Origin of the sequence: Nocardioides panacihumi (genome assembly GCF_039530925.1) — a bacterium.
Classification (GTDB): Bacteria; Actinomycetota; Actinomycetes; order Propionibacteriales; family Nocardioidaceae; genus Nocardioides; species Nocardioides panacihumi.
The window spans coordinates 695,476-707,061 of record NZ_BAAAPB010000002.1 but is presented as its reverse complement, the minus strand read 5'-3'; the positions used below and the strand labels follow the sequence as shown (position 1 = coordinate 707,061).

The following is an 11,586-nucleotide window of genomic DNA, read 5'->3' as shown; positions in this document are numbered from 1 at the left end:
CCTTCTGGAGTGCGAGGACGCGCCGACTCGGTCCTTCTGGGGTGCGAGGATGCGCCGACTCGGCACTCAGTCGACCCAGTTGCCGCCCTTCATCACGCGGCGGGGGCGCAGGTCGTGGCCGGCGACGACCAGGTCGGCGCGCTCGCCCACCTGCAGCCCGGGCGCAGCCAGGCCGGCGGCCCGGGCGGGCGAGGACGTGGCGGCTCGTACGACATCGGTGGGCGCCAGGCCGAGGGTGACGAGGCGCCGTACGACGTCGGCGAGTCGCGTCGTGCCGCCCGCGAGCGAGCCGTTGCGGGCCAGCGTGGCGACTCCGGCGGCGACGACGACCTCCTGGGGACCGAGGCGATAGCGCCCGTCGGGCATCCCGGCGGCGGCCATCGCATCGGTCACCAGTGCGATCGCATCGGCGCCGAGCAGGCCGAACAGGGTCGTCACCGTCTCGTCGGCGAGGTGTACGCCGTCGGCTATCAGCTCGACCACCGCCTCTCCCGCGCGCGCGGCCGCGAGCGAGGCGCCGACCGGTCCGGGTTCGCGGTGGTGCAGACCCGGCATGCCGTTGAAGAGGTGGGTGACGAGCGCGGTGGCCGGCTCGGCCAGGAAGGTGCGCGCGGTCGCGAAGGGCGCGGCTGTGTGCCCGAGGGCGGCGACGGCGCCGGCCGCGGCGACTTGGGCGGCGAGCTCCGTCGCACCCTGAAGCTCCGCCGCGATGGTCACGACGCGGATGTGCCCACGTCCGGCGTCGAGAAGTCGGGCTGCGAGCGTCGCATCGGGCGCCAGCAGGTGGCGCGGGTCCTGCGCGCCGCAGCGCTCCGCGCTCAGGAACGGCCCCTCGAGATGGATGCCGGCGAGCAGCCCTTCGTCGACCAGGTCCGCCAGGAGCTCCACGCCGCTCAGCATCCGGTCGGGGGCGTCGGTCACGAGGCTGCCGAGCAGGGCCGTCGTCCCGTGCCGGAGATGGTGGAGGGCCGCCGTACGCGCCTCGTCCACCGAGCCCGACGTGAACGACGCGCCGCCGCCACCGTGGCAGTGGATGTCGACGAGACCGGGCAGGATCACGTCGAGCGCCGCCCCGTCCTCGAGGGGGGTGATCGCGGCGATCCGGTCGTCCTCGACCCGCACTTCGGCGGGGCCGTCGTGCGAAGGGGTGACCAACCGGCCACGCAGCACCGTCATGGCGCGGAGTCTAGGGCTCCCGCCGAGACGTCAATCCCCACGGTCCGAGACGTCGATCCCCACGGTCCGAAGCGCCAATCAGGCCGAGCTACCGGAAGGGATTGACCTCTCGGGCCGCGGGGATTGACGTCTCGGACCGTGGGGATTGACGTCTCGGCGGGGAGGGGGAGACGTGCTGGTTCGTGGGGCGGTCGGGGGTCGCCGTACCCTGGAGGGTGACATGACCGCCGCCCAGACCCACGTCGTCTACCTCGACCACGCCGCGACCACTCCGATGGCCCCGGCCGCCGTCGAGGCCATGACCGCCCACCTGCTCGAGGTCGGCAACGCGTCGTCGCTGCACGCGTCCGGCCGACGAGCGCGCCGGGTCGTGGAAGAGTCCCGCGAGACCGTCGCCCAGGCGCTCGACTGCCGGCCGGGCGAGGTGGTCTTCACCTCCGGCGGCACCGAGGCGGACAACCTCGCGGTCAAGGGCGTCTACTGGTCGCGCCGGGCGCAGGACCCGCGCCGCGTGCGCATCCTGGCGACGGCGGTCGAGCACCATGCGGTCCTCGACCCCCTGCACTGGCTCGCGACCCAGGGGGGCGCGACGGTCGAGCTGCTGCCCGTCGACGGGGCGGGCCGGCTCGACGTGGCTGCCCTCGAGGAGTCGATCGCGCGCGATCCCGAGTCGGTGGCCCTGATCTCGGTGATGTGGGCCAACAACGAGGTCGGGACGCTCCAGCCGGTCGCTGACGTCGTCCGGCTCGCGGCGGCGTACGGCATCCCGTTGCACACCGACGCCGTCCAGGCCGTGGGCGCGGTGCCGGTCTCGTTCGCCGCGTCCGGCGTCGACGCACTGTCGCTCACCGGCCACAAGCTCGGCGGACCGTACGGCGTCGGCGCGCTCGTCGCCCGCCGCGAGCTGTCCGTGACGGCCCTCGTGCACGGAGGCGGCCAGGAGCGCGACATCCGCAGCGGCACGATCGATCCGCCGGCCGTCGCCGGCTTCGCGGCGGCGATCGAGCTCGCGGTCAAGGAGCAGACGGCGTACGCCGCCCGCGTCGGCGCACTGCGCGACCGGCTCGTGCGCGGCGTGATGTCGGTCGTGCCGGACGCCGTCCTCAACGGAGCCGCGGTCGAGCGGCTGCCCGGCAACGCGCACTTCTCCTTCCCCGGCTGCGAGGGCGACTCGCTGCTGATGCTGCTCGACGCGCGTGGGATCGAGTGCTCGACCGGATCGGCCTGCTCGGCCGGCGTGCCGCAGCCCTCGCACGTGCTGCTCGCGATGGGCCGGACCGACGCCCAGGCACGGTCGTCGCTGCGGTTCTCGCTGGGCCACACCTCCACCGACGCCGACGTCGACGCGCTGGTCGACGCGATCGGGCCGTGCGTGGAGCGGGCCAGGCTGGCCTCCCGATGAGCGGTGCCGCATGAGGGTGGTCGCCGCCATGTCCGGCGGCGTCGACTCGGCCGTCGCCGCGGCGCGCGCGGTCGAGGCCGGCCACGACGTGACAGGCATCCACCTGGCGCTGTCGCGCAACCCGGCGTCCTACCGCTCCGGCGCCCGTGGCTGCTGCACCATCGAGGACGCCAACGACGCCCGACGCGCGGCTGACGTGATCGGCATCCCGTTCTACGTGTGGGACCTCTCGGAGCGTTTCCACGAGGACGTGGTCGAGGACTTCATGTCGGAGTACGCCGAGGGTCGCACCCCCAACCCGTGCCTGCGCTGCAACGAGAAGATCAAGTTCGCGGCCGTGCTCGACCGCGCCCTCGCGCTCGGCTTCGACGCCGTGGCGACCGGCCACTACGCGGTGCTCCGGGAGGGGCCGGACGGCGTCGAGCTGCACCGCGCGAACGACGCTGCGAAGGACCAGTCCTACGTGCTCGGCGTGCTCCACCAGGAGCAGCTGCGGCACTCGCTGTTCCCCCTCGGCGACACGCCGAAGCCGCAGGTGCGCGAGGAGGCCGCGCGACGCGGGCTGCTGGTCGCCGACAAGCCGGACAGCCACGACATCTGCTTCGTCGCGGACGGTGACAACGCCGGCTGGCTGCGCGAGAAGCTGGGGGAGCGCCTGCCCAACACCGAGGGCGCGATCGTCGACGAGTCGGGCGCCGAGCTCGGCCGCCACTCCGGGACGGTGGCGTTCACGATCGGCCAGCGCCGAGGGCTGCGGCTGGGGCGGCCGGCGGCCGACGGGAAGCCGCGCTTCGTGCTCGACATCGAGCCCGTCTCCGGCACTGTGACGGTCGGCCCGCGCGAGCACCTCGCCGTCACCCACGTCTCGGGCAACCGCCCGCGCTGGAGCGGTCCGGCGCCGACCGCGTTCGAGGGCACCGTGCAACTCCGGGCGCACGGCGCCGAGCACCGGTGCCGGGTGAGCGTGGGGGAGACGGTGGAGGTGGAGCTGCTCGAGCCGGCGTACGGCATCGCGCCCGGCCAGGCCGCCGTGCTCTACGACGGCACCCGCGTCGTCGGCTCTGCCACGATCACGTCGACGCAGCGGGTCCCTGCATGATCGCCACCGGGATCGGGTCGCTGCCGATCCACGGTGCCGAGGACGAGTACGCCGAGGCGGTCCGTGTCGTGCTGGGCGAGCTGCCCGACCTGCCGCACGTGCCGGAGCTGCCCGGACGCGGCGCGACCGCCTCGATGACCGGCCGGACGCTGGCCGTCGTGACCGGCCTCGACGCCGACCTCCAGCCAGCGGGCTGGCGCCTCACCGGGTCGAGCGGATCGCCGGGCATGGACCACCGCCGTGCCAGGAGCCAGCTCGCGCAGGACCTCGACACCGTCGAGGAGCTGACCCAGGGCTACGAAGGCGCGTTCAAGGTGCAGGTCACCGGGCCGTGGACGCTCGCCGCGACCGTCGAACGGCCCCGCGGCGACCGCATCCTCGCCGACCACGGCGCCCGCCGCGAGCTCGCCCAGGCGCTGGCCGACGGGGTCCGCGAGCACATCAGGGACGTACGCCGACGGCTGTCCGGGGTGGACCGTCTCGTCGTGCAGCTCGACGAGCCCGCGCTGCCCGCCGTGCTGACGGGGAAGGTGCCGACCGCGTCCGGCTTCGGGCGACACCGGTCCGTCGCCCCGCCCGAGGCGTCCGAGACGCTCGGCTGGGTGCTCGGGGCGATCGCCGACGAGGGCGCCGAGCCGTGGGTGCACTCGTGCGCGCCAAACACCCCGCTGGGGCTGCTCCGCGGCGCCGGCGCACACGGCCTCGCCGTCGACCTGGGCGTGCTCGGCGCGGCCGACCACGACGCGCTGGCGGAGGCGCTCGAAGCGGGGGAGACGGTCGCGCTGGGCGTCGTACCGTCCGTGGACCCTGCCCAGGCGCCGACCGACAAGGACGTGGTCGAGCGGGTCCAGCGCTGGCTGGACATGCTCGGCCTCGACCCCGAGGAGGTTGGGGGGCGGCTCGTCGTCACGCCGACGTGCGGGCTGGCCGGTGCGACGTCCGGGTGGGCGCGCCGGGCGCTCGCGCTGTCCCGCTCCGGAGCGGCGGCTCTGAGCGGCAGGTGAGTGGATCGGTTCAACGGTTACCGGTCTGACAGGCCATCGTCTGCAGCCGAGGAGGAACCGTGTCCGACCTGACCGGGAAGCACGTCGCGATCATCGCCGGTGACCACTTCGAGGAGGCGGAGCTGGTCGTCCCACGCGACGAGCTGCGCGAGGGCGGGGCGACCGTGAAGGTCTACAGCCCCGACGGCGAGCCGATCCAGGCCACGCAGGGCGACGTGAACCCGACCGTGAAGATCGAGGTCGACGGCTCGTTCGACGACCTCGCGGTCGACGCCATCGACGCGCTGGTGGTGCCCGGGGGCTCGGTCAACGCCGACCACCTCCGGATGGACACGACCGCGCAGCGCATCCTGCGCGAGACCGACGAGGCGGGCAAGACCCTCGCGATCATCTGCCACGGGCCGTGGCTGCTGGTGTCGGCCGGCCGCGCCGAGGGGCGCCGCGTCACGAGCTGGCCGAGTCTTGCCGACGACCTGCGCAACGCGGGCGCGGACTGGGTCGACGAGGAGGTCGTCGTCGACGGCCACCTGATCACCAGCCGCAAGCCCGACGACCTGCCGGCCTTCGTCGGCGCCATCGAAGGTGCCCTCACCGGCGCGGTGGTCTGAGACGCACGAGCGCCCCGCAGCGATTGCCGCGGGGCGCTCGTGTCAGGACTGCCGTCAGCCGACGTGGACACCCTCGGGGAGGTCCGTGGCCAGCTCCTCGTGCTTGACGTCGAGGAAGATCCAGATGATCGCGGACCCGACGAGCGCCATCGCCGAGCCGACGAGGAACGCCGTGGTGGAGCCGTGGGCGAACACCTGGTGCTGGATCATGGTCAGTACGTCGGCCGGGGGCTTACCGCCGCCGGCCGCCGCGGCCGCCTGCTGCAGCTTCTCGCCGTCGCTGGTCATGACGTGCGTCGCGACCGTCGAGAGGATGGCCAGGCCCAGCGCGCCGCCGACCTGCTGCATCGTGTTGAGGACACCCGAGCCGATGCCCGCGTCCTCGGTGCGGAGGTGGTGCACCGCGGTCAGCGTGACCGGCACGAACGTCAGTCCCATGCCGATCGCCATCAGCGTGACCCACGGGAAGACGTGGCCCCAGTAGCCGGCCTCGGCCGCGTGGATCGGCAGCGTCGTGTCGGACGGGATCCGCGAGAACCCGAAGAGAGCGATCGCCGCCAGCAGGGTGCCGACACCCGCGAGGTAGCGCGGGTCGATGCGGTTGACGAGGTTCGACGCGATCGTGGCCGCGAGGACCATGCCGACGCAGAAGGGCAGGAACGCGACGCCGGTGTGCAGCGGCGTGTAGCCCTTCACGAGCTGGATGTACTGGCTCAGGTAGAAGAACATCGCGAACATCGCGGCCGGCAGCAGCATCATCGCCACGAACGAGGACGCGCGGGTCCGGCTGGCGAAGATCCGGAAGGGCAGCAGCGGGTGCTCGACGCGGGTCTCGATCAGCGCGAACAGGCCCAGCAGCGCGACGCCACCGATGAGGAATGTGAGCGTGAGGCCGTCGGTCCAGCCGTGGCTGGACGCGCGGGTCAGGCCGTAGACGACCGAGAGCAGGCCGGCGGTGCCGGTGATGGCGCCGGGCACGTCGAGCTCGCCGGTGTGCCGCTCGGACTCCTCCAGCAGCATCGGAGCCGCGAGGGCGGCCAGGACGCCGATCGGGACGTTGATGAGGAAGGTCAGTCGCCAGCCCTCGACGCTGATGCCGAACGCGCCGTCGAGGCCGGTCAGCCAGCCGCCCAGGATGAGACCCACCGCGGCGCCCACGCCCGACATGGCGGCGTACACGGCGAACGCACGGTTGCGGCCCGGGCCGGCCGGGAAGGTCGTCGTGATGAGGGCCAGCGCCGACGGCGCGGCCAGGGCGGCGCCGGTGCCCTGGAAGGCACGCGAGACCAGGAGCATCGCCTCGTTGCCGGCGAGACCGCCGACGAGCGACGCGGCCGCGAAGAGCAGCAGGCCGGTCATGAAGACCCGGCGGCGGCCGTACAGGTCGCCCAGGCGACCGCCGAGGAGCAGCAGACCGCCGAAGGTGAGCGAGTAGCCGGTGACGACCCAGGTCAGGTTGGCCGGCGTGAAGTCGAGGTCCTTCTGGATGAACGGAAGCGCGATGTTGGCGATGGTCGCGTCGAGCACCACCATCAGCTGTGCGATGCAGATGAGGACGAGCGCCCAGCCGAGGTGGCGATGGCCGCTCGGGGACACGACAGGCGGGTCTGCCTGTGCGGTGGAAGACATGGTCAGTCCTTCGAGATGGAGTGGATGCCGGATCCGGCGGCGATCTCCGGTCGGAGCGCCGCGGGGAGGATGATCTGGTCGATCACCCGCGTGATCAGGTCCTCGTCGGGCAGCTGCCCCATGACGAAGACGCGGTGGAGGACGATCCCGGCGAGCGCCGGGGCGATGAGGTCGAGGTCGACGTCGGCGCGCAGCTCCCCGCGGGCCCTGGCGCGCTCCCAGATGCCCCGGGAGCCTTCCAGCTTGTCCGTGAGGAAGTGGACGCGGAACTGCTCGGCGAACTCGGGGTCGCGGCCGATGGCCGTGATGACGCTGCTGAAGACGGCGAGCTCGGTGGGGTCGGTGAGCCCGCCCATGCCGCAGAAGGCCGCCTGCAGGTCGCCTCGCAGAGTCCCGGTGTCCGGGAACTCGTGCGGCTCCTTGCTGTTGGTCAGCGCGTCGATCACCAGGTTGGCCTTGCTCGACCAGCGCCGGTAGAGCGTGGCCTTGGAGGCCTTGGCCCGGGTGGCGACCGCGTCCATCGTGAGCCGGTCGTATCCCGCCTCGGCCAGGATCGCGAGGGTCGCCTCGAGGATCTCCAGCTCGCGGTCGCCCTCGACACGGGGGCGGTGCTTGCCGAGTGCCTTGGCGAGGTTCATCGCCGTCCTCCTGCCGTTAACATGGGTGAAACGAAACGGTTTCGTTTCACCGGTTCAAGATAGTACGACCTCGTTTCATTCCCGCCAACTCGTTTTTTCTCAGAATCTTCTGCAGCTCCCCGGAGCGGGTGCGCGGCTGTCGGTGCCGGACGGCAAGATGTGGGCCATGAGTGACGAGAGTCCCGCCAGCCTCCACTCCGAGCTGGCAGCGCGGATCGAGGCGGCGTCCGACGCCTACTACCGGGACGGCTCGTCCCCGCTCACCGACGCCGACTACGACGCGCTGCTGCGTCAGCTGGTGGAGCTCGAGGAGCAGTTCCCCGCGCTCGTCACCCCGGAGTCCCCGACGCAGCGGGTGATGGGCCAGGCCTACACCGACTTCGCCTCCTACCAGCACCTGCGTCGGATGGAGAGCCTCGACAACGCCTTCTCGCTGGAGGAGGTGGAGGCGTGGCACGCGCGCGTCCTGCGCGACGTCGGCACGGGGTCCGGGCCGGGTCCGGAGCTCCTCTGCGAGGTCAAGTTCGACGGTCTGGCCATCAACCTCCTCTACGAGGGTGGCCGGCTGACCCGCGCGCTGACACGCGGGGACGGCACGACGGGGGAGGACGTCACCCCCAACGTGCTGACGATCGAGTCCGTGCCCTCCCGGCTGACCGGGACCAAGGAGTTCCCGGTGCCGCAGCGCATCGAGGTGCGTGGCGAGGTCTACCTGCCGACGGTGCGCTTCGAGGAGATCAACGCCGAGCAGGCGGCCGCCGGCAAGCCGCTGTACGCCAACGCGCGCAACACCGCCGCGGGCTCGCTGCGCCAGAAGGATCCCGCCGTCACCGCCTCCCGGCGGCTGGCGATGACCTGCCACGGCATCGGTGCGCGGGAGGGTTTCGAGGCGACGTCGCAGTCGGGGTCGTACGCGGCTCTCTCGGCCTGGGGTCTGCCGGTCTCCTCGCTGGTCAAGGTGATGCCCGACATCGCCTCGGTGGAGGACTACATCGCCTACTTCGCCGAGCACCGGCACGACCCGGAGGTGCTCTCCCACGAGATCGACGGCGTCGTCATCAAGGTCGACGACGTCGCGCTGCAGCGCCGGCTCGGATCGACCTCCCGCGCGCCCCGCTGGGCGATCGCGTACAAGTACCCGCCCGAGGAGGTCAACACCCAGCTGTTGGCGATCGAGGTCAACACCGGGCGCACGGGGCGGGTGACGCCGTACGGCGTGATGGAGCCGGTCAAGGTCGCCGGCTCGACCGTCGAGATGGCGACCCTCCACAACTTCTACGAGGTGGCTCGCAAGGACGTGCGCCCCGGCGACACCGTCGTGCTGCGCAAGGCGGGCGACGTGATCCCCGAGATCCTCGGCCCCGTGCTAGCGCTGCGCCCCGACGGCCTGCCGGAGTGGGTGCCGCCGACGGTCTGCCCCGCGTGCGGCACCGCGCTGGTCGAGCAGAAGGCCGGTGACAAGGACCGCCGCTGCCCCAACCACCGCGCGTGTCCGGCTCAGGTCACCGAGCGGGTCAACCATGTCGCGGGACGGGGCGCGTTCGACATCGAGGGCATGGGCTACGAGGCGTGTGTCGCGCTGCTCGAGTCGGGGGCGCTGCGCAACGAGGGAGACATTTTCGACCTCGACGCCGACGCGCTCCTGCGCACGCCGCTCTTCACACGGGCGCCCAAGAAGGGGGAGGACGGCCCGCATCTCTCCGCCGACGGCTCGCGGGCGCTGACGGCCAATGCGGAGAAGTTGCTGGTCAACCTGCGAGAGCGACTCGACGTGCCGCTCTGGCGCGTCCTGGTCGCGCTCTCGATCCGTCACGTCGGCCCCTCGGCGGCCCGCGCGATCGCCACCGAGTTCGGCTCGATGGAGGCGTTGCGCGAGGTCGTCCGGGTCGCCGACGAGGCCGTCTCCGGGGACCTCGACCCGGACGCGGACGAGGCGACGCCCGAGCTGGGGGACGCCGTCACCACCGCCTCGGCGGAGGCCGTGCAGGCCCGGTCGAGACTCGCCGAGGTCGACGGCGTCGGCGGCGTCATCGCCGACTCGCTGATCGCGTGGTTCCGCGAGGGGTGGCACGTCGAGATCGTCGACAAGTGGGCGGCCGCGGGGGTCACGATGGCCGACGCGCGTGACGAGTCCGTCGAGCGGACCCTGGAGGGCCTGACCGTGGTTGTCACCGGCTCGCTCGTCGGCTTCTCCCGCGACTCCGCGAAGGAGGCGATCATCAGCCGCGGTGGCAAGGCGTCCGGGTCGGTGTCGAAGAAGACCGACTACGTCGTGGTCGGGGAGAGCGCGGGCTCCAAGGCCGACAAGGCCGAGGAGCTCGGCGTCGCGATCCTAGACGAGGCGGGTTTCGTGACGCTGCTGGAGGGCGGGCCGCAGGCCCTGACGTGAGATCGCGCGAGTCGGTTACCGGAGGGTCGAAGGCGGCGGGCGCAGCCCCGTCGGCGCCGTAGGACGACCGACCCTCTGACTACCGCGGGACCCGAGGCTCAACGGAGCGTCACGGGTCCCGCGGATCAGGTCCGGGTGCAGTGGGTCGTCAGCCGCCCGCGGGCTCGATGTTGTGGTTGGAGCGGAACAGGTTCCCCGGGTCCCAGGTGGCCTTGAGCTGGGCCAGCTTGGCGTACTTCTCGGGTCCGAACCCCGCGTGGACGTCGGCCTGCGAGGTGCCGGGCTCGAAGTTGAGGTACACCCCGCCGGTCGTGTCGGCCGCGAAGGCGTCCGAGAAGCGACCCACCCATTCCATCTCGTAGTCCGTCTCCGCCGGCGTCGCCCAGCAGGCGATCGGGTGCGCCATGTATGCCGCGTCGCGGTGGCTCGCCGCCGTCGAGTCCTCCGGCACCCGGGCCACGGCGCCGCCGTGCCGGAAGAGGATCCCCTGGGTCATCGGCGAGTGGATCTCAGCGCCGACGGCCAGGAAGCGGTCCAGGGTCTCGTCGGAGAGGCCCTGCAGGTGCAGGCCGCGGTGGTAGTTGAGCCAGCCGCGCGGGGCGAAGCCGTCGAGCATCGCCTGGAGAGCGGTGTACGGCATCGGCTGGATCAGGTCCATCCCGCCGGCCGCGATCTCCCGGAACGGCGCAAGCGCCTCGACGGCCGCCTCGGGCGGGCCGACGTACGCGAGCACCAGCCCGAGCACGGGCACCCCGACCATCTCGGGCGGCACGAAGTCGGCGGGCGGGGCCAGGATGGTCGCCATCGCCGCGACCACCTCCTCGGGCGCTGCCTCGAGCGCGTCGCGGTAGGCCTTCGCGACATCGCCTGCCCCCTCGCCGTTGGGGATCACCAGCATGCCGGCCAGCAGGAGGGGCGGCAGCGGGTGCACCTTGAGCTCGTAGTTGGCGACGACCCCGAAGTTCGCGCCGGCGCCGCGCAGCGCCCAGAGCAGGTCGGGGTGCTCGTCCTCGGAGACGTGGACCAGCCGGCCGTCGGCGGTCACGACGTCGGCGGCCACCAGGTTGTCGCAGGTGAGGCCGTACTTGGGGGAGAGCCAGCCGTAGCCGCCGCCGAGCGTGAAGCCGCCGACGCCGGTCGTGGTCACCCGGCCACCCGGGGTCGCCACTCCGCGCAGCGTCGTGTCGCGGTCGTACTCGCCCCACAGCACGCCGCCCTGGGCGATCGCCGTGCCGCGCGACGGGTTGACGTCGGTGCCCTTCATGCCGGAGAGGTCGATCAGCACGCCGGCCTCGTTCGCCGACGTGCCTGCGACGGCGTGGCCCCCGCACCGCACCGTCAGCGGAAGTCTGGCGTCCCGGGCGTAGTTGACGGCGTCGGCGATGTCGGCGACGCCGGTCGGGCGGACGATCACCGCCGGGTTGCGATCGATGCTGCCGTTGTAGACCGCACGTGCGGTCTCGTAGTCGGCGTCTCCGGGCCGGATCGTGGCGCCCTTGAAGGAGGGGTCGAGCTCGAGGACAGGGAGGGACGTTTCGGTCATGGCGACCACCTGGCTTTCTGGGAGTGAGTGGGGTGTCCCGTCGACCCACCCGAGCAGCGCCTTCGACCGGTGTGCAACCCCAGATGTGGGTAACTTCG

9 protein-coding genes are annotated in these 11,586 nt (G+C 72.4%); 5 read left to right on the top strand and 4 right to left on the bottom strand.

Annotated features, from left to right (window positions below; genetic code table 11):
- Positions 1-66 precede the first annotated feature (66 nt).
- Positions 67-1,176 carry an N-acetylglucosamine-6-phosphate deacetylase gene (locus ABD205_RS12560; RefSeq protein WP_344045174.1) on the bottom strand — a complete coding sequence of 370 codons (1,110 nt, stop codon included), beginning with the start codon at positions 1,174-1,176 and terminating at the stop codon, positions 67-69.
- Positions 1,177-1,396: 220 nt separating this feature from the next.
- Between ABD205_RS12560 and ABD205_RS12555 the strand changes: the two genes are divergently transcribed.
- The 4 genes from ABD205_RS12555 to ABD205_RS12540 are packed head-to-tail and all read left to right on the top strand — an operon-like array spanning position 1,397 to position 5,289.
- A complete protein-coding gene (locus ABD205_RS12555; RefSeq protein WP_344045173.1) occupies positions 1,397-2,578 on the top strand; it encodes a cysteine desulfurase family protein in 1,182 nt (393 codons plus the stop codon).
- A 10-nt stretch (positions 2,579-2,588) separates the two neighbouring features.
- Positions 2,589-3,677 carry a tRNA 2-thiouridine(34) synthase MnmA gene (mnmA, locus tag ABD205_RS12550; protein WP_344045172.1) on the top strand — a complete coding sequence of 363 codons (1,089 nt, stop codon included), beginning with the start codon at positions 2,589-2,591 and terminating at the stop codon, positions 3,675-3,677.
- A complete protein-coding gene (locus tag ABD205_RS12545; protein ID WP_344045171.1) occupies positions 3,674-4,681 on the top strand; it encodes a uroporphyrinogen decarboxylase/cobalamine-independent methonine synthase family protein in 1,008 nt (335 codons plus the stop codon). The genes mnmA and ABD205_RS12545 overlap by 4 nt, the downstream gene beginning before the upstream one ends.
- Positions 4,682-4,740: 59 nt before the next feature.
- On the top strand, positions 4,741-5,289 hold the full coding sequence (locus ABD205_RS12540) for a type 1 glutamine amidotransferase domain-containing protein (protein WP_344045170.1): 549 nt from the start codon (positions 4,741-4,743) through the stop codon (positions 5,287-5,289).
- Positions 5,290-5,343: 54 nt separating this feature from the next.
- Here ABD205_RS12540 and ABD205_RS12535 read toward each other — a convergent pair whose 3' ends face one another.
- Positions 5,344-6,918: an MFS transporter gene (locus ABD205_RS12535; RefSeq protein WP_344045169.1), complete on the bottom strand. Its 1,575-nt coding sequence runs from the start codon at positions 6,916-6,918 to the stop codon at positions 5,344-5,346.
- A gap of 2 nt (positions 6,919-6,920) precedes the next feature.
- Positions 6,921-7,556, bottom strand: coding sequence for a TetR/AcrR family transcriptional regulator (locus ABD205_RS12530; protein ID WP_344045168.1), 636 nt, complete (start codon positions 7,554-7,556; stop codon positions 6,921-6,923).
- A gap of 166 nt (positions 7,557-7,722) precedes the next feature.
- Here ABD205_RS12530 and ligA point away from each other — a divergent pair, with 166 nt between their 5' ends.
- Positions 7,723-9,945, top strand: coding sequence for an NAD-dependent DNA ligase LigA (ligA, locus tag ABD205_RS12525; protein ID WP_344045167.1), 2,223 nt, complete (start codon positions 7,723-7,725; stop codon positions 9,943-9,945).
- A gap of 148 nt (positions 9,946-10,093) precedes the next feature.
- Here the strand turns inward: ligA and ABD205_RS12520 are convergent, their stop codons facing one another.
- Complete coding sequence (locus ABD205_RS12520; protein WP_344045166.1) at positions 10,094-11,488, bottom strand: FAD-binding oxidoreductase; 1,395 nt, start codon at positions 11,486-11,488, stop codon at positions 10,094-10,096.
- Positions 11,489-11,586: the final 98 nt, after the last annotated feature.

Coding starts and splice junctions, on each gene's coding strand:
- ABD205_RS12555 (WP_344045173.1), top strand. CDS start 1,397: ATGACCGCCGCCCAGACCCACGTCGTCTACCTCGACCACGCCGCGACC.
- ABD205_RS12520 (WP_344045166.1), bottom strand. CDS start 11,488: ATGACCGAAACGTCCCTCCCTGTCCTCGAGCTCGACCCCTCCTTCAAG.
- ABD205_RS12530 (WP_344045168.1), bottom strand. CDS start 7,556: ATGAACCTCGCCAAGGCACTCGGCAAGCACCGCCCCCGTGTCGAGGGC.
- ABD205_RS12535 (WP_344045169.1), bottom strand. CDS start 6,918: ATGTCTTCCACCGCACAGGCAGACCCGCCTGTCGTGTCCCCGAGCGGC.
- mnmA (WP_344045172.1), top strand. CDS start 2,589: ATGAGGGTGGTCGCCGCCATGTCCGGCGGCGTCGACTCGGCCGTCGCC.
- ABD205_RS12560 (WP_344045174.1), bottom strand. CDS start 1,176: ATGACGGTGCTGCGTGGCCGGTTGGTCACCCCTTCGCACGACGGCCCC.
- ABD205_RS12545 (WP_344045171.1), top strand. CDS start 3,674: ATGATCGCCACCGGGATCGGGTCGCTGCCGATCCACGGTGCCGAGGAC.
- ligA (WP_344045167.1), top strand. CDS start 7,723: ATGAGTGACGAGAGTCCCGCCAGCCTCCACTCCGAGCTGGCAGCGCGG.